The sequence below is a fragment of the Spiroplasma endosymbiont of Dilophus febrilis genome, assembly GCF_964030685.1.
Taxonomy (GTDB): Bacteria; Bacillota_I; Bacilli_A; order Mycoplasmatales; family Nriv7; genus Nriv7.
Genome location: NZ_OZ034912.1, coordinates 333,352 through 359,219, shown reverse-complemented (window position 1 = coordinate 359,219; position 25,868 = coordinate 333,352). Strand labels below are relative to the sequence as shown.

The window sequence follows — 25,868 nt, the reverse complement described above, 5'->3', positions numbered from 1 at the left end:
AAAATGCTTATAAAAACAACATTAAAATAATTTTTTACAACAAAAATCATACATAAGAAATATATACAATTTTATTAAATTTTAATTAATATTTTTACTTACTTAAATCTATTATATTTATTTGTTACAGCATTACCTTTATAGTTAATTCAACTATCATCATTTTTATTATTATATTTATTTCATAATGAATTTTTATATATTTCTTTTCTGATTTCTATTTCTGAATTAATATTTTCATTAATGTAATGTAATACATTTAATTTGTTTAAATTTGCCATTCTTAAATGTAATAGATTATTTAAATTTTTATGATTATATATTTTCGCCCCATATCCTAATTGTTGTTTTACCAAATGTGATACATCACTTTCAATGCTACAACCGATATTTCATTCTAAATTTTGATGATGAATACCATGCTTGTTGTTTTCGAAATAATTACTCGCCCTCCTTAAATTTTTTTTAATGTCTTTATTTAATTCATTTTTAGCACCATTGCGAATGTTTTTGATTAATTCTTGATGATTACCATTTTTATATAATTCAATTCAACTATTTAGTGTTACTTTGCGATTTTCAAAAATAATATTAAATGCCGTTTGTTTTAATTTTTTAATAGCGTGATACTCATCTAAAATATATCTAACATTACCAAAACTATTGGCAATTTCTCTAATTCAAGTAGCGCCATCGCCACAAACAATTATTTTGTCATAATTAATATTCACATAATGTTTTTGTAATTCTCTAATTAATAAGTCACGATAATCCATCGTATTTATTCGTTTACCAACTTTTAACATTAGAAAATGACCTCGTTTGTTTTCTAATTCTCTACGAGCATTTTTGTCGTTTTTTTCTTTATGTCCGGTGTGAAAAGTAACTAAACGAATTCTTTGGTCTTGTTTAACTTTATGGTCTAATGTCGCTAAAAATGTCTCATCTAGTTGAATATATAAATCCTTACTTTTGACATCAATTCTATTTTTAGTTTCTTTTTCTGCTAGTTGAAAATATTCGGCAATATCGTATTTATTTAAAATATTTGAAATACTAGCTTTTGAAATATAACAATGATTTAGAGCGTCTAAAACATCGCGATACCGCTTACCATCACCCAGAAGACTTAAAACTTTAAATTGGACATCAAAATAAATGCGTTGTTTGGGTAATAGACCAATTTCTTTGTCTAACAAACATACATATTCAAATTTACCTGATTTTTGATTTCAATATTTATATCGGCGTCGTTTAAAAGTAACATCACCAAAAATTGTAATAATTGTTCTTAAAGCAAAATGAACTATTTTATAACCTTGTTTTAACCGATAATGATATTTATATAAGTATTCATCTAATTTTTCATATTCATTAGCTAGTTGTTCGCATTTGTTGGTGTACATATTTTTATGGGTTGTAAACAAACTAAATCAATGTTTATTTTCTGGGGTTTTTACATTATTATCAATTTTTAACATAATAAATTACCTTTCTTGATAGTAATTTTAATAAAGTTTAGTTATCTTATTTTTCTTCTTTAATGATAAATGTTTTTTATAACTAGTATTCAATATCCTGAAAAAATGATATAAATTATTATTTAATGATATATAATTAAATTCCAAAGCAAAGAGACTGTAGATTAATTTTTGGAGAAAGGAGACCACCTTATAAATTTTATTAATTATTAAAAATTCACAAAAAGGATTTGATTAATATGAAAAAATCACTAGCAATCTTAGGAACAATAACAATAGCGGCAACTGCCTTGCCGACAGTAATTGCCGCAAGTCCTTGTGAAAAAAAAGAACAACAAATTAAATTAGAAAATATTGAAATTAATTATTTACAAACAAAAGATTTAAAAAAACTAAACAGAGGTAAAAGAAACAATGAGAATAGACTTAGAAATAAATATAGAGCTGCTGGGCACAATTATTTATTTGCAAAAATAGGACATACTACTTGACAAAATATAGTCTTTAATCATAATTCTTTAAAAGATAATGATGAATTTTATAATTTTGTATTTTCTAAAATAAATGAATTTCCAAAACAAAACAATTCTGGTGATTTTGTTGCATCTGATTATTTTTGACAAGATGACACAGAAATTATTGCTCATATAATAGTTGACAAGTTTGATGATATTAATAATGTTTTTAAAGGTAAAAATGATATTCATTCGGGAATAATTTTAAGAACTAACAGGGCTTCATACTGAGATAATAATCATTATTGATGAGGGGCGCATATAAATAATTATGAGCACGATGTATGGGAATAAATATGAAAAAATTACTAGGAATCTTAGGAACAATCACCATCACGGGAAGCGGAATATCAGGAATTGTTGGAAACAAACCATATTCAACACAAGAAAATAATAAAATAAGAATAAAACGACAGGACAATAATAGTTTTAGAACAACTATTATTAAAGGAATTTTAATTATTACTAATAGTGTTAATTGGGGTAAAAATTTTATTGTACAAATTACTCCTCAGGCTTGTTCCGCTATTAAGTCTGCTAGTTCTCAAGTTTTAAATGAATCTATTAGATATTTAAAAAAAGGAGCAGCCGGAGTAATTCCGGGTGTAGTTTCTGGTTATGTATATAATAAAATATCTAATTCAAGTGAAATTTATAGTTATCAAGAAGCTACGGCATGAGGTGCTAGTGTTGCGGGGGGTTCAATTGCTACTACACTTCAATCAGATATTATAAATGGAATAACTAAATTGTATAATTATTGAGAAGAAAATCCTCAACAATTAATGGAACTTGTTAATAATTATTATGAACAAGGAAGAAATCTTTTAATTTCATTTACAAATAATGAAAATATTCCAGATTTAATAAGTGCTGCGGCAGGAAATTAGTAATTTAATCAATACTAAATAGTTTTGAAAAAAGAGATCATTCTGGTGGTACGGGTGCATATGATTATATACAGTCATCAGATATTGAAATTATAAGAGATGTTATAGTTGATCACTACACTGAAATTAATGAAGTTTTTTTAAGTAAAAATGACAACAGCATAGGAATAGGAATTAAAACTAATAGAGCAAAATACTGATACAATAATCCTAATAATTTAAATTGAGGTGTTCATCCTAATTCAGAAAAGATTTTTCCTTAAAAATAGGAAAACTGACTAATAATGAAAAAAATATTAAGTATTTTAGGAACAATCACCTTAATTGTAACAAGTACAGCAAGTTTAACTTTTTGTGAAAAATAAGAAAAATATTCAAACCAGTAATTTTAATTGCTGGTTTTTATTTTGTCAAAATTAAAAAAATGAAAAAGTTGTTTAGTTATTTAAAGGTGTTGTTATCATAAAAAAAGCCCTCTTTCTTTTTTGGAATAGCTTCCTCTGCATGTGCAATAGCTAACGCATAATGTATAGTATAAAATAAATAAATATTAATCCTTTTGGGGACAAGCACAACCGGTTTAACATCTTTTTAAAAAATAAGAAAAATATTCAAACCAGTAATTTTAATTAATTACTGGTTTCTTATTTTATTAAAATATAAAAAATGAAAAGTTGCTTAGTTGTTTAAAGGTGTTGTTATCATAAAAAAAGCCCTCTTTCTTTTTTGGAATAGCTTCCTCTGCATGTGCAATAGCTAACGCATAATGTATAGTATAAAATAAATAAATATTAATCCTTTTGGGGACAAGCACAACCGGTTTAACATCTTTTTAAAAAATAAGAAAAATATTCAAACCAGTAATTTTAATTAATTACTGGTTTCTTATTTTATTAAAATATAAAAAATGAAAAGTTGCTTAGTTGTTTAAAGGTGTTGTTATCATAAAAAAAGCCCTCTTTCTTTTTTGGAATAGCTTCCTCTGCATGTGCAATAGCTAACGCATAATGTATAGTATAAAATAAATAAATATTAATCCTTTTGGGGACAAGCACAACCGGTTTAACATCTTTTTAAAAAATAAGAAAAATATTCAAACCAGTAATTTTAATTAATTACTGGTTTCTTATTTTATTAAAATATAAAAAATGAAAAGTTGCTTAGTTGTTTAAAGGTGTTGTTATCATAAAAAAAGCCCTCTTTCTTTTTTGGAATAGCTTCCTCTGCATGTGCAATAGCTAACGCATAATGTATAGTATAAAATAAATAAATATTAATCCTTTTGGGGACAAGCACAACCGGTTTAACATCTTTTTAAAAAATAAGAAAAATATTCAAACCAGTAATTTTAATTAATTACTGGTTTCTTATTTTATTAAAATATAAAAAATGAAAAGTTGCTTAGTTGTTTAAGAGTATTGTCATCATAGAAAACCACCTTTTAGGGTAGTAATTTTAACAGTTTTTAAATTTAGTTATTTACGGATTTTCAATTTTAATTTCAAAGTTACTTGTATTTCTTAATGTGTAATCTATTGTATTATCGTTATTGTCTCAAGTTTCTAACTTTGTACTTTGTACTTTGATTGTTATTTTTTTATTAATTATTCAAAGCTCATGTGGCTTTATATTAGGGCCGTTAGGGTCAGTTATTTTTTGCCCATATGTAGTTATTAATTTTGTAATTTTATTTTGTTTATCGGGCGCATAAAGTTTTGTTAGGTGGGTAAAGATTTGAATAATTTTGAAAGAAAAGCAACTAAAAATTTATTACCTTTTTACTTGAAAAATAATTAATAAAACAAAATATTTAATATTAACAAACATATTCTTAATAAAAGGTTATAAAAACTAAGTAAAATGCTTATAAAAACAACATTAAAATAATTTTTTACAACAAAAATCATACATAAGAAATATATACTTAATTTGCATATTGAAATAATTTATAGTAAATGACTATTTTTTCTTTTTTAAAAAATACCTAAGAAAACTAAACGCGACCCATTTTATCAATGTCATTAAAATCAATAACAAACTCTTTTTTATCTTCAAATCCAGCAAGTTTATTAAACAACACTTTTAAGTTTTCTTGATAATCATCAATTGCTTTTTGATAAGTTTCAAAAACTTTTTCTTTTATCGCATCACTAAGATTATCATTTTCAAAAATCTTTATTTGCTTCTCTGATAAATCAGTAATTTGTTTTTGGATTCATTCAATTTGTTTTTCAATTACTTTAATAGAATCATTATTTGAAAAACTAGTAAGTTGCTTGTCAAACTTAGTAACTAAATTATTATGAGAAGTAGCAACAACATTATTAATTGATAAACTTAAACTAAAAATTGATAAGATAATTTTTAAACCATTCACCATTAATTCCTTACCTCGCACTTATTTTTTAATTATAATTATCATAGGAACATTTACGATTTAAAATCCATTTTTTATTTCCACCTCCACGAAAAATAAAACCTTCTTTTTAATTTAATTAAATTATAACTTTTTATACCTAGAAAATAAACCCCATACTTATACAAATAAATAATATTCCATTTTTGAACTTTTGAAAAAGAAATTATAATTTATTTTAAGGACAATCTTGAATTATTAAAATTTATTTATGAAAAAACTGTTATATTAAGTGACACCAAATTTGAAAAACATAAGATTAAAGCTGTACAAAAATTATTGACAAAAACAAAAAATTAAATAATAAATAAAAATTACAACATTTATGAATATCTTAGACTGAAAAATATAACCACAAAAGGCGAGTAATAATTTTATCATTGATATAAGTTATTTTTCATCTAACTATTCTACATAAGGAGAAAGGAGGCAATAAAATGAACAAGTGTAAAGACTGCAAATGTTCTTGTTCTGAGGGACATAATTGCAAAGACTGTAAGAAAGATAGTACTAGTAAACATAGTTGCTAACAAATTAAGACAATAAAATAAAAAAATAAGTCTCTAACAAAGGAATTTAGTTAGAGACTTATTTTACTATATATCTAGTTTTCCATTACAACCACATCGTACACATGGGGTATTTGTCGTAATGATGACAACAATTGTTGAAGCAGAACTTTGTTGGCAATTTTAATAACAAGATTAATACTGTATTTATTATCCGAACTTGTTTCAATATGAATTTGTTGAATCGAAGCATTTAAATTAGCAAGAATATTGGTAATATTAGCCATTAAACCATCACGGTCGTAACAAATTACTTTAATATTACTATAATATTGATGGCGCTTAACGACATTTTCATTCCACCACACTTCCAAAAGTCGTCCTTGGCGTTCTTCTGGAAGAATATTATGACAATTAACACGATGCACGCGAATCCCACCAAGTTTACTAACATATCCCGTAATTGGTTCTAACGGCACTGGCATACAACAATGAGCTAAAGTTGCTTTAATATTATCAGCACCTTTAACAATAATGTCATCTTTTAAGTTAATTTTTTCAACTTTTTTTTCTTGAAGATGATTTAAATAAGTATTAGGACTAGTTTCATTACTTGCTAATAAAAGATTAATCGCATCATCAAGTTGATATTTCTTATTAGCAACATCTAAATAAAAATCTTCTAAAGCATGATATTTTAATTGCTTTAAGCGATGCATTAGATCTTTTTGGGAAGCTAATTTTCATTTTAATTTCCGTTGCGTTAAAACATCATCAATCGTTTTTTTAACATTTTTAATTTTTTTAAGATTTTTAGATTCATTATCTTTATGAGTTTCATCAAATTCTTGTTCTTGTTTTTTTAAAAATCTTTTAATTTTATGCAATGCATAACTAGTTTTAGCAATAACTAGTCAGTCACGGGATGGTCGCATATTTTTACTAGTTTTAATTTCCACAACATCACCAGATTTTAAAACAGTACTAACAGAAACATAGTTACCATTAATCTTACCACCCGTAGTTTTCTCACCAATATCAGTATGAACTTTATATGCAAAATCTAAAATTGTTGACCCAAAAGGCAAAGTAATAACTTTACCATTAGGAGTTAAAACATAAATTAAAGAAGTAAAAATATCACTCTTAACGGCTAACTCCATATTTGGTTTTTCATTATTTTCTAACTCTTCATTGTTAATATTTTCTAAATCTAAAATCCGATTAAAAATATCTAAGCGCTCATCAATATCAGCTTGGCGTTTTTTAGTATTATAGATTTCGCCCTCTTTGTATTTTCAATGCGATGCTGCTCCATAAGTTGCCTTTTCATCCATATCAACAGTTCGAATTTGAATCTCATAAATTGTTGCATCTTGAATAACTGTTGTATGTAATGACTGATATAAATTATATTTAGGCGTTGCAATATAGTCCTTAAATCTTCCTGGTAAAGGTGGAAATTGCTGATGCAAATAACCTAAAATCGTATAACATTCATCTATCGTATTAGTAATAATTCTTATCGCTAATAAATCATGAATATCTTCAAATTTACGCCCAAAATAATACATCTTACGATAAATTGAATAAATACTTTTGCTACGACCAGAAATTGTTGCTTTAATATTCTTACTATCTAATAATGACTTAATATTGTTAATCATTATGGCCATTAATGATTCTAAATGTTCTTTTTCCAAATCAACATTGCGAGAAATTCTTTTATATTCAACAGGATTTAAAATTGCAAAAGACAAGTCTTCTAAAAGACTTTTTACTTGTCGCATCCCTAACCGGTGCGCAATTGAAGAATAAACTTCTAAAGTTTCTTTCGCAATAACTTTTTGTTTTTCTGGTTCCAAATATTCAATTGTTTGGATATTATGTAAACGGTCTGCTAACTTAATAACAATAACACGAATATCGTGCGCCATACTTAAATATAACTTTCGCAAATAATTAGATTTAATTTCACTACGATTCATTTTAGCAAAATAAGATACTTTCGTGACCGCTTCAACTAAAGTTGATATCTCAATACCAAACTCTTTATTCAAGTCTTCAAAAGTTGTCGGTGTGTCTTCTAACACATCATGTAATAAACCAGAAATTAATGTTGCTAAATCCATATGCCATGTTGCCAAATAATAAGTTGTTCATAAAGGATGATTAATATAAGGTTCACCACTTTTTCTTAACTGCTGATCATGCTTATTATAAGCATAGGCATATGCGCGTTTTATTTCCTCAATATCTTTTTCATTACTAATATAGGTTTTAACTTTATCTAAAACTTGTTTAAATGTTATCGATTTCATAATATCAAACTCACTTATTTTAATACTGAATTAAGCTTTCAATTTTTAAATTAGGAAATTGTTCGCGGGCTTTAAAACTAGTCAATTCAATAACAAATACTGCGGCAATAACCTCGCCTTGTAATTCTTCAATTAAATTAATAATGGCATCAATCGTACCACCGCTGGCTAGCAAATCATCAACAATAACAACTTTCATTCCGGGAACAATCGCATCCTTATGAATTGCTAAAGTACTTTTGTTATATTCTAATTCATAACTTTTATGAATAACTGCTCGCGGTAATTTATCTGACTTACGAATGGGAACAAATCCCAATCCCAATTCACTAGCAACCGGAGTTGCAAAAATAAATCCTCGAGCTTCGGGTGCTACAATAACATCCGGTTTAAATGATTTAACAATTTCTTCTAATTGCTTAACAACTTGTTTAAATGCTACACCATTAGCCAATAATGGTGTTATATCCTTAAATTGAATTCCTGGTTTTGGAAAATTAGGGACATCAATTATTAATTCTTTTAAATCCATTAACTAACTCATCCTTCCAACATTATTAATCATTAACACCGATAACAATTTGCTCATCAGGTCCAGTTAATGATTTATAAATTTTTTGCTTTTTACTTCGTAAAAGTTTTCCTTTAATGTTAGCAAAATATACTCATAATCATCGCAATAAAATTGTTGAAGAATAAATACCAATAACACTACCTAATAAAAGACCAAATGCTGCCCCAATATTTTGACCAATAACAAATAACACCATTGACAATAACAAGACTAACGATAAAACAATTAAACTACTTTTTAAAGTCATTGTAAATCCCGTATTTACCAAATCCGATAAATTACTCTTATTCATTTTCGTACTATCCAAACCAATTTTATTTTCCCGAACACGGTCAAAGATAATTATTTTATGAATAATAGCAAAGATAACTACTGCTAAAATAGCTGTAACAACTTCAATCGTTACTTCAAAACGACAAATAATTATCAAAGAACAAGTTAATAAAACATCATGAATAATTGTCAATATTAATGGTAGAATAAAACTTCAATCAAAACGAATAATTAAATAAATTAGAATAATCACCATAATAACTGCTAACACAATAACCCCATTAATGACAACGCTACCACTAGTTTCATTTCATAAAGAACCATAACTAACATCATTAATTCTAATTTCAGATTGGAAATTATTTTCTGATAACCAAGTTTGTAAGGAGTTAACATATTTATTATCAATTAAGGAAGTTTTAATAACAATATTATATCCACGATCTTCCATCCGCCTAAATGCTGCTAGCGAATAACTATCTGCTGAATAATCGGTTTTAAATTTACTAATAATTTCATTTTTAGTTTCCTCAATTGCTTTTAGAAACGCCTCATCATCAGCACCATCATCACTCGTAATACTATGTCCAGAAGTTTGCACTTGAAAAATTGTTCCCCGCGTAAATTCTAAACTAGTACCCGGTCCCGCAGTTGTAACAACAATAACACCACACGAAATAATAATCGTAGAAAGTAAAACTAATCATTTAAAACTTTTTTGATAACTAAATTTCTTAGAAAACTGTGTTATCCGATTAAAACCAAGCTTTTTAATAAGATAATGAATTTTTTGTTTTATAATTACAGAATTAGTCATTACTAAATCTTGACGGTTATTAATCCAGTTTAATGATAATAACGAATAATAAATTCCTCGGATTAAAACAATACCAAAAATAAAAGCTCCTAAAATACTAATAATTAGCATAATCGCAAACGATTTAATAATACCGGTTCCAAATCAATAAATAAAGAAACTAATTATCAATGGCAAAACAGTCGTATCAAAAACTGTTGATATTGATTTTCGATTAGCATCTAAAAAAGATTGAATTAAAGATTTACCCCCATTAAACTCAGTTTTCATTCGTTCTAATAAAATAATACTACTACTTAAAGCAACCATCATACCTATCAGCATAGCAATAAACACTTCTCAGCCATAAATCCCTAATAAAACATTAAACACAACCATTGTAACAACGACCATTGTTGCTAAAATAAGACCCAAAATAAGACCCAAAACACGATAAAATACTGCCAAAATAACTAATATTATTAACAAAATAACACTAACAGTAATAATCATCATCACCTTTGTGGCATTACTAATTACGGTATCGGATACTGAATATGACTCAACTTGGTAGGCAATTCCTTTAATGCCGGCACTAAAAATTTTAGCTAAACCAGCGGCTGCCTCTTCACCACTAATTTCAATAAAAGCAATATCACTTACTTTATCACTATTATTAGGTTTAAGCTGTAATGATGAAGATGTAATTAAATACTTATTTTTATATTTGTTATTCATAACATCTTTAAATTCAGTATTAACAAGTTCTACTAAAAAAGGACGAAACGGATTTAAATATTTTTGCTTATCATAAGTATCATCTTCATTATTAATATCAATTGTTAAATCACTATTTGGCGAATTCTTATTATAGCTAAGAACCTCATTAAAAGTAACATCAGCGTTTTGAAAATAGTTATAAATATCAGAATCCGTATTAACACTTTGATCAGCTAAATTTACTTCTTTAACATCACCATTTTCACGATTACGAACACTAGCCGCTAAGAGACTTCGCAGAGCATTTCTTAATTCTTGCGCTTCACCACCTTGCAAAGCTACCGCTTTAGCATTAATAAATTTTCTAAGTTTTATCAAATCGTTATAATTGCTCCGCATCTCATCTAACATTTGCCCAAAATCTTGTCAAACATAAACTGACTTTTTATCTTGATATTTTAAAATCGCATTATATAACTCTAAATTTTTAATTTTGAATTCAATTGATGGCTTATTTATTCCCGAAATTAAAGAATTTTTGATTGAACTACTATCAATAAAATCTTTTAAAACAATTCTTTTACCATCCTTCTTTGCTGGTTTGTAAGTTTCACCTGTCCCTGTACCAACAAGTAAATCATCACCTTTATCATCTAAAAAGAAAATTGATCCGCTGCGTTCAACATCTCGTAAAAAATCAGCAATATTACCATAATTAGCTTGCGGAACGATAACATTTAAACGACTTCCCCCAATATTACTAGCAAAACGACTAATATCCATTCGTTTTTTTCTTAAAGGATCAATTTTATCTTGCAAAGTATTAACAGCCTCATGACGATTTTTCGCATTTTCATAACTAACAATTGTTTGATATGCCCCACCAACTAACATTCCTGAACGAAAATTATTATCAACAAAAAAACTACCCGTAATTAAACCAGCAATAGTACTTAAAATTAAAATAATAAATAAACCGAATTGAATTCAAAGGTTTCGTTGCGTTCCTTTAATATTATTTTTCATATCTATACCTCATTATTTCTTTTCAAACATTTCTTTAAAATCATCTAATGATATTGTTTTATCAGTAATTAATTTATTATTAATATATTCAATAACAATATTTGGTTTAATATTAAATATATCATATGTTGCTTGTTGCAAACTAGTAGCTTGCCGTTTATGCAAAATCACTTCCAAATAATAAGTTGCCACATCAACGATTGACAACGAAGAAATTTCTAATTTCAATTCCATAGTTTTTAATTCTAATAATTTAAGAACATAACTATACAAATAAGACTTTTCCATTATTTTTTCCAACCTTATTGTCAAATCATTTATAATTATACAATATAATTTTTAAAAGTGAAAAAATAATTGTCGCTAACAACTATCGGCAATATTCTTCCATATTAGTAATATAATTTCCTTTTTAATTATCATCTTCCACAAAGTTATAATAAATATTTTGCACATCATCATCAGCTTCTAAGGAATTAATTAACTGTCAAAACTGTTCAATCGCAATTTCATTTTCTAAGGATACTGTTTTATTCGGTTGAAAAATAATTTCACTAACATCAAAGGCAGTAACACCCTTAGATTCTAAAAAGGTTTTGGTTATTCAAAACCTATCAACAGTTGTCGTAATAATAAATGTTCCTTGGACGCATAAAGTTTTGTTAGGTAGGAAAAGATTTGAATAAGTATTAAGACAGTCAGCAATGATTGTCCTTTTATTTTATAAGGTGTTAAAAATTTGTTCTTTGAAAATTAAATACAAGTGAATTAATAATGTTGGTATGTATTAAAGCACGATAAATTGTGGGTGGTCGCCATAACCAAAAGAAGTTTACCAGTTAATAGATAACACCCTATTAGCTATAGCAATTTGTTTCGTTTTGCAATAAAAAAATGAATGGGTGGATTTCCTAAAAATATACACGCTATTAAATTAGTTCCAAGGGTAGGATGCGGATATTAAAGTGTAGAAATTTCTATATAGGGGATATACTAAGTTTAAAATTATTAAAATCTTTATCTAATTAAAAAACAAAATTTAATAACAAAGCTTGTTAAACACTTAAATCTGCGATATATAAGTGTTTAAAAAACTAAGTTAACTAACAACTTAGTTAATACAACTTAGTTTATTCATAAGAAAGGTAATTTACTATGAAAAACATTGAAAACATTTTCTTAAATACTAAGAAGTATCTTTTAAAAGAAACGCAAAACGCAATATTTATTAAAGCGCCAAAAATTCCGTGATTTAATAAACAAATCGGCATTTGGTTTCCAAAGCGATTTGTTTATAAAGGAAAATACGAAAATTCAATTTGCATTGGAATAATAAAAGATAGTAAATATCAAGTAATTTCAATTAATCAACAAGAGCAAGAAACGAAGTTAATTAAAGGCCAAGAATTATTAGGCTTCTTCATTGCCGAAAAAGAAAATAACAAAAAAGATATAAATTATAACTATTTTAAAGGAGCTTAAAAATGAATATTGCAATTGGGGTCGCGTTTAGTTTTCTTAGGTATTTTTTAAAAAAGAAAAAATAGTCATTTACTATAAATTATTTCAATATGCAAATTAAGTATATATTTCTTATGTATGATTTTTGTTGTAAAAAATTATTTTAATGTTGTTTTTATAAGCATTTTACTTAGTTTTTATAACCTTTTATTAAGAATATGTTTGTTAATATTAAATATTTTGTTTTATTAATTATTTTTCAAGTAAAAAGGTAATAAATTTTTAGTTGCTTTTCTTTCAAAATTATTCAAATCTTTACCCACCTAACAAAACTTTATGCGCCCCATTTTCGTCTTTGTATTTATCTAACATTTATACTTCACCTAGGAAATAATATTATCAAAATAGTAGATAAAATTAAAGGTTATGTACCAAGTCGGTCGCGTTTAGTTTTCTTAGGTATTTTTTAAAAAAGAAAAAATAGTCATTTACTATAAATTATTTCAATATGCAAATTAAGTATATATTTCTTATGTATGATTTTTGTTGTAAAAAATTATTTTAATGTTGTTTTTATAAGCATTTTACTTAGTTTTTATAACCTTTTATTAAGAATATGTTTGTTAATATTAAATATTTTGTTTTATTAATTATTTTTCAAGTAAAAAGGTAATAAATTTTTAGTTGCTTTTCTTTCAAAATTATTCAAATCTTTACCCACCTAACAAAACTTTATGCGCCCTACCAAGTCTAATATAATTCCTTTGAAAGGAGGATTTTTCTTTATGCGAAAATTTTTATCAGCTTTAAATTTAATATGTGTAATGTTTATTTTTGGTTGTAGTAAAAATAGCAACGATTTTAAAAAATATGATTTCTCATTTTCCGAGATTTCAAATAGCTATTTAACGGTAATTAACGGGGGTCCAACTATGTTTATAAATATTGATGATGTTAAAAGTCAATTGCCTTCTAATGTTGTTCCTGATATACATGTGTGGACTGAGTTTGATTCTCACAGTTTTAGATATGATGGTTATTCAACTAGACAGGAGGTTCAAAACTTTTATAAATCTAATGCAAAAAAAGTTAGCGGTAATTTTGGTAACACTCCTTATGATAGATATATTATTGATAAACTTGTTGATGTTAAAATTACATTTTCTAATAAAAATTATCGTCAAGAATGAGGCGTAATATCTTTTTCTGCCGAAATGCCTCATTAATTTAGTAATTTAATAAATATTATTGAAAATCGTATTAAAAAAATACGATTTTCTCAATTTAAGGAGTTTTAAAAAATGAAATATATTATTTCTCAAGCTGATTTAGCGGATTTAAAAGCAAAAATCCAAAGTTGACTAAGTGCTAATTGCCGTAATCCTTATTACTATAAAACTAAAAAACGCATTACTAACTATTTAAATTTATGTACTTATTTCTATATTGAAGAAACCACTTTAACAAAACTTATTAAAAAATATTTTAAGAATGCAACGAAAACCTTTTATCGTTGGGCGGAAAAAATTATGACTGCTTATTATTCTGACAATTTAGATTTGTTATTGTTTAAAACTACAAAACCACAAAATCTTAATTATCAATATAGTTTAAATTCTCGTGAAAAAGTATGTGATTTATATTTTGATTACAAAAATCTTCAAGCCGGTGGAATGTGGTCTTTATTTAACAATTTAAAAATCGGTTTTCACGATATTAAAAATTCAGAAGTTCCTAAAAACATCAAAACTTTTTATCGTTGAATTAAATCTGACCCTCGCTGAAAAGAATTAAAACAACAAATTAAACAAACAAAACGCCATTTTAAGCGTTATGAAGTTTCCGAGATTGGTCTTTTACAAATGGATGCTAAAATTATTACCACATCAAATTTTCCGGTTGATAAAAAGTATTACATTTATGATTTCATTGACGAAATAACACGGATAGTATTTGGTTATGTTTATGATAGTTTAGGAACCAATAACGCAATTAATGCCGTACAAAGAGCAATGAAAGATTTTAGCGAGCTTGGCATAACCATTAAACGCCTTCGTACTGATAATGCTCCTGAATTTACTACTTCTAACTGAAGTAATAAAAAATCATACAAAGTAAAAGAAAGGCCTTTTACAACCTTTCTTTCAAGAAACGGAATTGTTCATGAAACCACACCAATCCGCTCGCCTCAGAGCAACGGAAAGATTGAACGATTCCACCAACATTATACCAAATTATTTTATGCTACGGATAAAAAATTAAATCAAAATGAACTCCAACATTATTTAAATAAATATTATTACTTTTATAACTTTGAACGTAGTCACTCATCATTACAAAATAAATCGCCATTTCAAACATTACAAAAATTTTTAACAAAGTAATTTTTGTAAGTCTGAATAATTATTTTCTATTTTGGCAAAACAAAAACCAGTAATTTTAACTAATTAAAATTACTGGTTTGAATATTTTTCTTCGTTTTACAGAGATTAAATTAATATTTTTTCACTTTAATTAAATCTAACTTGAGACATTCCCTCTCATAAACTATCTCATCAATTATCAGATGCTTTATCTAAAAAAGTAGAGACACCATAACTACCTCCGCCAATTATTAATCCAGCAATTGGTCCTCCGAAAATTGATCCTATCACACCAGTAACTCCCGAAATTATACCCTTAAAAATATCTCTTTCAATATGTGTTTCAGTTTTAATTTTAAAATTTTCATTATTTTTTAGAACTGGATTACTTTCTGGTTTTATTTCTTTACCTAATTTTATAGCTAATGCATCTATTTTATTACTTGTTCATTGTTTTCCTGCATTTCTTTTTTGTCGTGTGTCAACCTGAATTCATCATTGTTGATTTCTTTCATTTCTAATTTCGTTTGCTCACTGTGTTAACCCTTGTTGTCATTCTCAAACTGAATTATTATATGATTGTTGAGCTTGTAAAAAATGTTGTTGAGCTTGAGAAAATTGTCAATGATTTTGTGTTCTTTGAAATTCATTTGCTGCATTTTGATATGCTTGCTCGACATTTTTTCATTCGTTTTGAATATAAATTCATTGGGTCTCTCCTCATCGTTTGCTTCTTTTTAAAATTTTTTCTTCTGTTTTTATAGATGAGGGGCTGTTTGCAACTAATGTTAATGTTCCACTTCCTGCTGTTATTATTGTTCCTAAGATTCCTAGTATTTTTTTCATAGTTAATCAAATTCCTTTCGTGAATTTTTACTAATTAATAAAATTTATTCAACAATCAACAACCTTTCTCCAAATTTTAATCTGCAATTTCTTTACTTTGGAATTTCATTATAAATTATTTTTAAAAATTTTCTGCATTATTTTATAATTTATCATCCCTTTTTTAAAAAACTGCTTGTACTTGTCATAAGTCTGTGGTATATTACAAAAATTTATAAATTATAATTTATAAATTAAAGAGTATAATTTATTTATTATTAATTTTAAAGGAGAAACTATGCGTATTATTCCCTATGAACTTATTTGCTATGCTAACAATATGAGTCTATCAGCTTTAAGAAAAGAAATTTCAATGTATGATTATTGTCTTAATAAAAATAAAACCAATATCGCAATGAATCCTTTTTTAAAATTAAAACGACCTTATTTTAATCTTGTAATTTATACTTGAATAACTGAAATGAACAAAAGAAATTTATATGTGGGAATATTGGCCCAATATTATGCTAAAAACAATCCTCCAAGTTTAATAATAGACACCAATATTTTTCTCATTATTGAATGTTGTTTACAATGAGATTTAAAACAATTTAATTGTTATGAAGAAAACCTTTCATGATTTGCTGTTATTAATAAATTTCTGACTAAACAAAACATTTCTCTCACTAAATGAAATTTAACAACTTATAATGAAATAAAACAATGATACGAAAAAAAATTTATGCGAAAAAATAATCGTGGGAAAATGAAACCTTATAAGTTAAATATGACAATAGTAATTAATTTCTTAAAAGCAACACTAACTGAATAAGCAAATTACATTTGATCCTTAAAATCAACAGCAATTAAGTTTAAAGCATTTTTAAAGACATACTGTGTGCTAATAATTAAATGCAATCTTTGTTCTGATAAAGTAATATTAGTTTCATCCAAAATTTTACATTCTGAATAATATGAATGAAATCCCCGTGCTAATTCCTGAATATAATCACAAATAATATTCGGTTGACAAAATTTAGCAGCACTTTGTACTACTTTACTAAAATAATCTAATACTTTAATTAGCTCTCGCTCCTTGGGATGTGTTAATAAATGATAACTAGCAATTGTCTTTGTTAAATCAATATTATGAGGCACATTTCGTAAAATACTCGCACAACGCGCTGTAGCATATTGAAAGTAATAAACCGGATTATTATTACTTTGAGATGTTAAAAGACTCAAATCTAAATCCATATGACTAGAAGATGCTTTTGAACATAACATATAACGAACAACATCAATACCTAATTCCATAACTAAATCAATTAATCATACGGCTGTCCCTTTTCTTTTTGACATTTTATATTCTTGACCATCTTTAATTAATCGCACCATTTGAATAATAACAATTTTTAAAATATTAGCATCATAACCTAAAATTTGTAAACCCGCCTGCATTCGTGTTAAATAACTATGATGATCTGCACCTCAAAAATTAACTAAATAATTAGCTTTTGCTCGTTTAATTCGTAAATTATGACAAGCTAAATCCGGTAAAATATAAGCATACGATTTATCTTGTTTAACAAGAACTCGGTCCTTATCATCACCATAATCTGTTGTTTTTAACCACAAAGCACCATCTTTTTCAAAAACTTTATTAGTTGCTTGCAATTCCTTTACTAACTTATCAATTTCTTTTGTTGTATACATTTCTAACTCACTCGACCAATAATCAATATTAATCCGAAAATCCTTTAATTGCGTTTTAATTAATTGTAAAAAGAAAGCAACTGACTCTTGTTTAAATATTGCTAATACTTGTTCATCATCAATGACACCATTAACAATTCGTATGGCAATAAATTTATCTTGATATTTATTCACAAAATTAGTTGCTAATATTTCTTGATAAACACCCTGATATGATTGTTCTGGTATTTCAACATTAACCCCTAATTTTTGTAAATAATACGAAAAAATTGTATTTGCTAACACATTAATCTGATTACCAGCATCATTAAGATAATATTCTGTTTCAACAATATTTCCTGCAAATTTTAAAATTCTTGCAACCGCATCACCAATAGCACCATTACGAGCATGACCAATATGTAAAATTCCTGTTGGATTAGCAGAAACAATTTCTAAATTATATTTAATATTAGTCGCTTCTCCACTACCAAACTTAGTTTTTAATTTTAAAATTTCCGTAATAACAGCACTAAGTCCATTTTGATTAACTGTTAAATTAATGAACCCAGGAAAAACAAAATCTATTTTAGTAAAAAAATCATTTGACTTAATAATAGCAATAATCTTTTTAGCAATGACTTCCGGTTTTTGCTTTAAAATTGGTGCTAACACCATCGCAATATTAGTAGCATAATCACCATATGCAATATTACGAGTTTTCTCAATAACAATATCATCAACAAAAGGAGTAATATTATTTACTGCCTCTTTAATTATTTTTTGAATTTGATTTAAAATTAACGACATTAATATTTCTCCTTTTTCGTTTCATAATTTTATTATTAACAATAAAATAACCGATTAATTAAAATTTCAATATAATATGCTTATTTATCATCAATAGATAAAACTGCCATAAAAGCTTCTTGTGGTAATTCAACATTTCCAAAAGCCTTCATCCGCTTTTTACCCTTCTTTTGTTTTTCTAATAACTTTTTCTTACGATTAATATCGCCACCATAACACTTAGCAGTAACATTTTTCCTTAACGCCTTAATAGTTTCTCGCGCAATGATTTTATTACCAATGGAAGCTTGTACAGGGATTTCAAAGTTTTGTTGCGGAATAATATCTTTTAATTTAGCACATAAATTTCTTCCACGAGCATACGCAAAATCTTTATGCACAATCATTGATAAAGCATCAACAACCGCACCATTTAATAAAATATCCATCTTTACTAATTTACTTGGTCGATAACCTAATAATTCGTAATCTAATGAAGCATAGCCCTTAGACACAGATTTTAAACGATCAAAAAAATCAAAAATAATCTCATTTAACGGCATTTCATAAGTCAAAATCCTTCTTGTATCATCAACATAAACAAGATTTTGATAAATACCGCGTTTTTGCTGACATAACTCCATTAAACCACCTAAATAAGTTTCAGGAGTCATCATCGTTACTTTAACAAAAGGCTCATTAATACTACGAATTTTTTGCACTTCCGGTAATTTACTCGGATTATCCACAGTAATAATTTGTTGATCAGTTAAATGCACTTCATAAATAACACTTGGCGCCGTAGCAATTAAATCTAAATTATATTCTCTCTCAAGTCGTTCTTGGATAACATCCATATGTAATAAACCTAAAAACCCACAACGAAACCCAAATCCTAATGCTTGTGAATTTTCTGGTTCATATACCAAAGCAGCATCTGATAATTGCAATTTTGATAATGCATCTTTTAAATCTTCATAACGCGAACTATCAACGGAATATAATCCACAATAAACCATTGAATTAATTTTTCGATAACCTGATAATGGCACTAATGTTGGAAAATCAGCATGTGTCATTGTATCTCCTACTTGAACATCTTTAATATTCTTAATAGCCGCCGCTACTCAACCAACCTGACCAGCATAGATTGCATCCTGCTGAACTTCCAACGGTGTCTTAATACCAACACTAATAACTTCATATTCACCCCCTGTTGCCATAAAACGAATCTTATCATTAATCTTAACAGTTCCTTGAAAAACACGAATAAAAATCATTACACCACGATATTGATCATAATAAGAATCAAAAATCAATGCCTGCAAAGGAGCATCATCTTGGGATTTTATTGGAGCAGGAATATCTCTAACAATAGTTTCTAACACTTCATCAACATTTAAACCAGTCTTGGCAGAAATTAACGGGATATGCGAATACGCAATTCCTGTCAATTCTCTAATTTGTTGTTTAATTCTTTCGGGGTCCGCATTAGGCAAATCAACTTTATTAATAACAGGAATAATTGTTAAATCATTATCAATCGCTAAATAAACATTAGCTAATGTCTGCGCTTGAATCCCTTGCGTAGCATCAACTACTAATAATGCTCCCTCACAAGCCGCTAAACTACGCGAAACTTCATAAGTAAAATCTACATGTCCCGGCGTATCAATTAAATTAAAACAATATTGTTGATGATCCTTAGCAACATACTGCAACTGCACAGCATTTAACTTAATAGTAATTCCTCTTTCTCGCTCTAAATCCATTGAATCTAATAATTGATCTTTTAATTCTCTTTTACTAACCGTACCCGTTAATTCTAAAAGCCGATCCGCCAAAGTAGACTTACCATGATCAATATGAGCAATAATACTAAAATTACGAATTAAATTTTTATTTGTTGCCATTATTTTTAATTTCCTTACTTTGTTCTAAATTACTATTTTCTAACGCTGTCGCTCGTAAATAATCAAAATCATTATCACTTCAAAGATGACCATAACTGACACTATTAATTCTAATTAAAAACCAAGTAATAAACAAGGAAAAAATATATGTTGGTCGCGTTTAGTTTTCTTAGGTATTTTTTAAAAAAGAAAAAATAGTCATTTACTATAAATTATTTCAATATGCAAATTAAGTATATATTTCTTATGTATGATTTTTGTTGTAAAAAATTATTTTAATGTTGTTTTTATAAGCATTTTACTTAGTTTTTATAACCTTTTAATTAAGAATATGTTTGTTAATATTAAATATTTTGTTTTATTAATTATTTTTCAAGTAAAAAGGTAATAAATTTTTAGTTGCTTTTCTTTCAAAATTATTCAAATCTTTACCCACCTAACAAAACTTTATGCACCCATATATGTTGATATCGCTTGCACAGCATCATTAATTAATGCTGTAATCGCATAACTATAATCAAAATTAGAAATAAAGTAAGTATATGGTGGATAAATAATTAAAACTGGTAAAACCGCAAAAAAATGACTGATAATAAAATGAAAATATGGTTCTAATATCCGAATAATAACAAACATTAAAATCCTAACAACAATCGTAATGGGAACAAAAACAAAATATCCCCCCATAATATCAGCAAATGCCATCGCAATCGGATTAGCAAATAAAATCATTGGCCCAGAAATAAAGGTAATTAAAGGTAAAGCAATAATATCAGCTAATTGCAAATAACCAACGCCAATTTTAATAAAACTAGAAGCATAACCACAAACCATTAAAAGACCTGTGATTACACCTGTTGTTGCTAAATATTTCAATGAACGAAAACGATACATTTTTCTTTCAAATCCTTTCCTTAAATAAATTTTGTTCCAACCCGCAAAGGATGTTGTCCTTGATAAAAATTTTTAACCAAGATTGCTTTTTTACCCTCAGGTTGTAATCTTTGAATTAAAACACTTCCTTTACTCGTTTGAACTTCAATACCATCTTGTTGAAATGATAAAATTGTTCCCGCTGCCTTTTCCTGTTTATTAATATCATAAACGATCGCCTGATGAATTTTATAAATCTTATTTTCATAAGTCGTATAAGCTAAAGGGATTTCAAAAAGACCACGAATTTGACAAGTTACTTTTCTCGCATCAACATTTCAAATAATCTTTTCATTATTTCGTTTAATATTTAAACCAAACGATACAAGTCGTTCATTTTGGATTTCTGGAGTAATTTTACCACTAATTATTAAGAATAAATATTTTTCTAACATCATATTTGCTAACAAAATTAAACGGTGATGCAAACTACTTGCCGTTTCATTTGCTACCAACCTAATTTTCTCTTGAACAAATACTGGCCCCGCATCCATTTGAGATGTCATTTTCATTAAACTAATACCAGTTTCCTTTTCATCATTAATTACCGCTCAATGAATTGGTGCTCCACCTCGTAATTTAGGTAATAACGAAGCATGAATATTTAAGCAACCTTTCGGCACCAATTGTAAAATCCTTGTTCCCAAAAATTGACCATAAGCACAAGTAATTATTAAATCAGCATTTAAATTATCTAGTTCTAAAACAATATCGTTAATATTATCTGGTTGAAAAATCTTTAATTTTGATGCTAATGCTACTTGTTTAACACCACCAATCCTCATTTCTTGCTTTCTCCCAACTTTACGATCAGGTTGACAAACAACAGCTACAACTTCAATAAAATCCATTGTTAATAATTTTAATAATACTTCTTTAGCAAAAATCGGTGTCCCCATAAAAATAACTTTCGTTACCATTCAATTCACCCCTGTTCTCGCAATAATTCAGAAATTTTAGTAAATAAAACTACCATTCCATAAGTATCGCGTTCACAATATAATAACAAATTTTTAACATAATTGTCTTGTCATTGTTGCCAACTAATAGTTTTTCAAGCATTATTTAATTTCAAAAAAAACAAATGATTATTATCTTTTTGTAATTCATTATACAACCGTTTACGAAATAAACTGGAAGCATCGGTTCCCTTTTGCACTTCCAAATCATCATAAGAAAATTCCGAATTAAAAGCCGACAATGTTTTCTTAATTGAAAGACTACCATTAAATTCTGCTTTATAAATTGCAAAATTTTTAAAGAAATCCATTAAATCAACAGTCCGATCAGAAATTTGCATTAATATTTCTTCATAAATCGGATATAATAATGCCATTTTTTTTAAAACTTGCTTCTCAAAACTTTTATTATATGCAACATAAGTACCTATCCCATATCGTGTTAAATCCTTAATTAAATTTTCAATTAAAACTAAACGATGATCACCAACGCCATCACTTAAATAACGATAATGTTTAATATTATGTTTCTCTTCATTAAACTTATTATCCAATAAAACATGAATTGAATACTGAAACGGAATTTGCTCATATGGTGTACTATTTTCATATTTCGGAATGGCACTTTTAACAGTTTCAAAATCATACATATAAATCGGATACACATATTCCTTATATATACTTTGTAAATATCTTCGTTCTGACAATGCAACAACACCTTCTAAATTTTGAACAACTTTAATTTGGCGATATTGATTAGCTGTTAAATTAAGATCAAAAAAATTAGATGTATAAAGCGACAAAAAATTATTTTCATAATATAATCTTGCTTTTTTAGTTTTTACTAACCGATAAAGATTAAATATTGTATGCTCTTTGGGTAATTTAGCATAAACATGAATACAATAATCATATTTACCCCGATTATGACATTGACTAGTCTTTAACCACGCTAATGCTTCAGCAACTGGCATTTGAAAAATATCTTTAATGCGCTGAATATCTTGATTAAAATCTCGCTTTGCTAAATCTTTTTTTACACCAACCATAATATTTTCTTGCTTTGAACCAGTAGTTGTTAAATTATATTTACTTGCTAAAATAAACAAATTATCATATTCTAAATCACCTTGATGAAAATAAAAATCATTTAAATGCATTAAATAAATATTTTTAATCTCAATATTGCAATTAGTCAAAATATAATATTGATAAAGAACATCATATAAATGTTCGCGATGAACCTTAGTTGTTGCCTTAACTTCAATTAAGTCTCAACCTGTACCATTTCGTTTTAAAACATCAACCTTTGTAACACAACCATTATATTCAAATCGTGGTTCAAACAACACTTCAAGATTAGCATCAAGAATTTTTTCTACCGTTTTATTTGCCACAAGATGTTTTTCATAAGTATCTAAATCAAAACAACGATAATTTCGTAAAAAATATTGCTTAGCATGATAACCTACTTCTAAACCATCAAGAATAGTTTCACTATCAATTACCTCTAAATCGCTAAAACTATAATCATCATTCGCTAATAATTCTAAACTAGGCGCAGAAATATTCGTCAAGTCATCTTTTTGCTTTTCATCACCAAATTCAGGCAAACTAAAAAAATAAGTTAACTCCCTATCGTGCCATTGAATTGTCTTTTGATGATTTTCTTTTCGTAAAAGAAATGATAATTTAGCACATTCCCGATAATTTTTATAATCTTCTTTATATATTTTATGAAGCATTTTATCATTTCCTCAGATTATGAATTAATTAAACTATTTATTTTTTAGCACCAAACTTCTCATTAGGTTGTCGCTTAATAAGAACCTCATTTTTATTTTGAACAACTTTTTTAGTTGCTTTGATTTTTTTCTCTTGCTTAATTTTTTTAATTTCTGCTTTTTCTATTATTTTTGCTTCCTTGCGTTCTAATCTAACTTGTGCTCGCTCAGCCTTAGTCATTTTTCAATAACTTTTCTTTTGTTCTTTTTGCAAACGAATTAAAGTAGCTTCTAATTCTAATTCATGATTAACTTTTCAAGTTGTTTCATATTCTTTTTTACTTAATTGTTTTGTTAAACCTTCAACTTCAAAAGCTTTAGTAGCATATAACGCATTTGATTTTGAGTCATATAATTTGATAACAACATCAAAAACATCACGATATTTATAATCTTTACCTGCTCTAGCAATTACTTTATCATATTCAATTCTTTTATGAGCAATATTATCATTAATCTTTAAATACTGCTTAATTTTATCTCTAACTTCTTTTTGACGCTTTTCTTTTTCAATTTTATCTTGTTTTCGTTTACGAATTGAAGAAACTATCATTACAACTACAATAATAATAATTAAACCTAACATTACCCAAGTAGTTTGTCCATTTTGTAAATCACCTGTTACTAAAAACATTACTCATTTCCTCCTTTAATAATTAAATTTTAATAATACTTAATAAACGCTCTTGACTTATTGGCGTTATTGTTTTAACCAAATTAGATTTTTTATCAATAACAAAATATAAATCACTATCATTAATTTGCACATAAATATCATCTTTTATATCTACAACATAAAATGCCTCATTAATTAATTGTAAACAATGCATTTTTAATTCAATATCATTTAAATGTTTCAAATTTAATCGCTGTTTAACACGAAGAATAACATGATGTGAAAACTGATATTTTGATTGTAAATAATAACTCACTTTTTCTACCCACACTTTTTTTAAATGTACATAAGTAATTATACATCTTTTTTACTACTTTTTTAAGGGGCGCATAAAGTTTTGTTAGGTGGGTAAAGATTTGAATAATTTTGAAAGAAAAGCAACTAAAAATTTATTACCTTTTTACTTGAAAAATAATTAATAAAACAAAATATTTAATATTAACAAACATATTCTTAATAAAAGGTTATAAAAACTAAGTAAAATGCTTATAAAAACAACATTAAAATAATTTTTTACAACAAAAATCATACATAAGAAATATATACTTAATTTGCATATTGAAATAATTTATAGTAAATGACTATTTTTTCTTTTTTAAAAAATACCTAAGAAAACTAAACGCGACCTTTTCAATTTTAATAATTGTAATGCTCTTCTCGGCAATTATTTTTCTACTCTTTTGACCTTTTAAGCGGTAATTATTATGTTTTTAGTTGCTTGAAAAGATTTAGATTGAGAAATGATAAAATCATATTTTTGAGATTTATTTATTCAAATTAAAGTTATTCCGGCGTGAGTTTCTGGTAAAGAAATTGATTTAACCAAAGAACTACTTTGACTTTTAATAGCCAATATTGCCTTTTGAATGGTATTAGTATTCATTATCTTATTTATGGTTATTTTATTTTATAAGGTTAAATCATATTTTGTTTAGAAAGGGGGTGATTA

24 protein-coding genes are annotated in these 25,868 nt (G+C 26.8%); 8 read left to right on the top strand and 16 right to left on the bottom strand.

Annotated features, from left to right (window positions below):
• Positions 1–98: 98 nt before the first annotated feature.
• On the bottom strand, positions 99–1,481 hold the full coding sequence (locus AAHF53_RS01770) for an Mbov_0401 family ICE element transposase-like protein (protein WP_342190029.1): 1,383 nt from the start codon (positions 1,479–1,481) through the stop codon (positions 99–101).
• Positions 1,482–1,720: 239 nt separating this feature from the next.
• Here AAHF53_RS01770 and AAHF53_RS01765 point away from each other — a divergent pair, with 239 nt between their 5' ends.
• From AAHF53_RS01765 to AAHF53_RS05655, 3 genes are all read left to right on the top strand, one after another.
• Complete coding sequence (locus AAHF53_RS01765) at positions 1,721–2,290, top strand: hypothetical protein (protein ID WP_342190028.1); 570 nt, start codon at positions 1,721–1,723, stop codon at positions 2,288–2,290.
• Between the two features lie 2 nt (positions 2,291–2,292).
• Positions 2,293–2,886 carry a hypothetical protein gene (locus tag AAHF53_RS01760; protein WP_342190027.1) on the top strand — a complete coding sequence of 198 codons (594 nt, stop codon included), beginning with the start codon at positions 2,293–2,295 and terminating at the stop codon, positions 2,884–2,886.
• A gap of 284 nt (positions 2,887–3,170) precedes the next feature.
• Positions 3,171–3,251: a lipoprotein gene (locus tag AAHF53_RS05655; protein WP_425289526.1), complete on the top strand. Its 81-nt coding sequence runs from the start codon at positions 3,171–3,173 to the stop codon at positions 3,249–3,251.
• A 1,628-nt stretch (positions 3,252–4,879) separates the two neighbouring features.
• Here the strand turns inward: AAHF53_RS05655 and AAHF53_RS01755 are convergent.
• The 6 genes from AAHF53_RS01755 to AAHF53_RS05650 form a co-directional block, all read right to left on the bottom strand.
• Positions 4,880–5,266: a hypothetical protein gene (locus tag AAHF53_RS01755; RefSeq protein ID WP_342190026.1), complete on the bottom strand. Its 387-nt coding sequence runs from the start codon at positions 5,264–5,266 to the stop codon at positions 4,880–4,882.
• Between the two features lie 640 nt (positions 5,267–5,906).
• Positions 5,907–8,132, bottom strand: coding sequence for a RelA/SpoT family protein (locus AAHF53_RS01750; RefSeq protein WP_342190025.1), 2,226 nt, complete (start codon positions 8,130–8,132; stop codon positions 5,907–5,909).
• A 19-nt stretch (positions 8,133–8,151) separates the two neighbouring features.
• Entirely contained in the window at positions 8,152–8,664 is a 513-nt protein-coding gene (locus AAHF53_RS01745) for an adenine phosphoribosyltransferase (protein ID WP_342190024.1), read from the bottom strand.
• Between the two features lie 25 nt (positions 8,665–8,689).
• Positions 8,690–11,521, bottom strand: a complete 2,832-nt coding sequence (gene secDF / locus AAHF53_RS01740; protein ID WP_342190023.1) for a protein translocase subunit SecDF — start codon at positions 11,519–11,521, stop codon at positions 8,690–8,692.
• 12 nt (positions 11,522–11,533) lie between these two features.
• Complete coding sequence (locus AAHF53_RS01735) at positions 11,534–11,809, bottom strand: hypothetical protein (RefSeq protein WP_338968116.1); 276 nt, start codon at positions 11,807–11,809, stop codon at positions 11,534–11,536.
• Positions 11,810–11,933: 124 nt separating this feature from the next.
• Positions 11,934–12,110, bottom strand: a complete 177-nt coding sequence (locus tag AAHF53_RS05650; protein ID WP_425289525.1) for a YebC/PmpR family DNA-binding transcriptional regulator — start codon at positions 12,108–12,110, stop codon at positions 11,934–11,936.
• Positions 12,111–12,676: 566 nt separating this feature from the next.
• Here AAHF53_RS05650 and AAHF53_RS01730 point away from each other — a divergent pair.
• The 3 genes from AAHF53_RS01730 (at position 12,677) to AAHF53_RS01720 (ending at position 15,366) form a co-directional block, all read left to right on the top strand.
• The gene (locus AAHF53_RS01730; RefSeq protein WP_342189655.1) at positions 12,677–13,003 is read left to right on the top strand and encodes a hypothetical protein; all 327 of its coding nucleotides are present in this window, start codon (positions 12,677–12,679) and stop codon (positions 13,001–13,003) included.
• Positions 13,004–13,767: 764 nt separating this feature from the next.
• Entirely contained in the window at positions 13,768–14,208 is a 441-nt protein-coding gene (locus AAHF53_RS01725) for a hypothetical protein (RefSeq protein ID WP_342189465.1), read from the top strand.
• 75 nt (positions 14,209–14,283) lie between these two features.
• Positions 14,284–15,366, top strand: coding sequence for a DDE-type integrase/transposase/recombinase (locus AAHF53_RS01720; RefSeq protein ID WP_342189464.1), 1,083 nt, complete (start codon positions 14,284–14,286; stop codon positions 15,364–15,366).
• Between the two features lie 126 nt (positions 15,367–15,492).
• Here AAHF53_RS01720 and AAHF53_RS01715 read toward each other — a convergent pair whose 3' ends face one another.
• Complete coding sequence (locus AAHF53_RS01715) at positions 15,493–16,191, bottom strand: hypothetical protein (RefSeq protein ID WP_342189463.1); 699 nt, start codon at positions 16,189–16,191, stop codon at positions 15,493–15,495.
• 277 nt (positions 16,192–16,468) lie between these two features.
• Here AAHF53_RS01715 and AAHF53_RS01710 point away from each other — a divergent pair, with 277 nt between their 5' ends.
• Positions 16,469–17,002 carry a hypothetical protein gene (locus tag AAHF53_RS01710; RefSeq protein ID WP_342190022.1) on the top strand — a complete coding sequence of 178 codons (534 nt, stop codon included), beginning with the start codon at positions 16,469–16,471 and terminating at the stop codon, positions 17,000–17,002.
• Between the two features lie 5 nt (positions 17,003–17,007).
• On the opposite strand, the gene argS is transcribed toward AAHF53_RS01710, so the two are convergent.
• From argS to AAHF53_RS01670, 8 genes are all read right to left on the bottom strand, one after another.
• Positions 17,008–18,675, bottom strand: coding sequence for an arginine--tRNA ligase (argS, locus tag AAHF53_RS01705; protein WP_342190021.1), 1,668 nt, complete (start codon positions 18,673–18,675; stop codon positions 17,008–17,010).
• Between the two features lie 80 nt (positions 18,676–18,755).
• On the bottom strand, positions 18,756–20,567 hold the full coding sequence (gene lepA, locus AAHF53_RS01700; RefSeq protein ID WP_342190020.1) for a translation elongation factor 4: 1,812 nt from the start codon (positions 20,565–20,567) through the stop codon (positions 18,756–18,758).
• A complete protein-coding gene (locus tag AAHF53_RS01695) occupies positions 20,554–20,703 on the bottom strand; it encodes a hypothetical protein (protein WP_342190019.1) in 150 nt (49 codons plus the stop codon). The genes lepA and AAHF53_RS01695 overlap by 14 nt, the downstream gene beginning before the upstream one ends.
• A gap of 311 nt (positions 20,704–21,014) precedes the next feature.
• A complete protein-coding gene (locus AAHF53_RS01690) occupies positions 21,015–21,461 on the bottom strand; it encodes a hypothetical protein (protein ID WP_342190018.1) in 447 nt (148 codons plus the stop codon).
• Between the two features lie 20 nt (positions 21,462–21,481).
• The gene (gene fmt, locus AAHF53_RS01685) at positions 21,482–22,420 is read right to left on the bottom strand and encodes a methionyl-tRNA formyltransferase (protein WP_338968143.1); all 939 of its coding nucleotides are present in this window, start codon (positions 22,418–22,420) and stop codon (positions 21,482–21,484) included.
• Positions 22,414–24,204: a DUF2779 domain-containing protein gene (locus AAHF53_RS01680; RefSeq protein ID WP_342190017.1), complete on the bottom strand. Its 1,791-nt coding sequence runs from the start codon at positions 24,202–24,204 to the stop codon at positions 22,414–22,416. The genes fmt and AAHF53_RS01680 overlap by 7 nt, the downstream gene beginning before the upstream one ends.
• A 37-nt stretch (positions 24,205–24,241) precedes the next feature.
• Entirely contained in the window at positions 24,242–24,877 is a 636-nt protein-coding gene (locus tag AAHF53_RS01675; protein WP_342190016.1) for a hypothetical protein, read from the bottom strand.
• Positions 24,878–24,899: 22 nt separating this feature from the next.
• Complete coding sequence (locus AAHF53_RS01670) at positions 24,900–25,190, bottom strand: hypothetical protein (protein ID WP_342190015.1); 291 nt, start codon at positions 25,188–25,190, stop codon at positions 24,900–24,902.
• 433 nt (positions 25,191–25,623) lie between these two features.
• Here AAHF53_RS01670 and AAHF53_RS01665 point away from each other — a divergent pair, with 433 nt between their 5' ends.
• Complete coding sequence (locus AAHF53_RS01665) at positions 25,624–25,854, top strand: hypothetical protein (protein WP_338967749.1); 231 nt, start codon at positions 25,624–25,626, stop codon at positions 25,852–25,854.
• Positions 25,855–25,868: the final 14 nt, after the last annotated feature.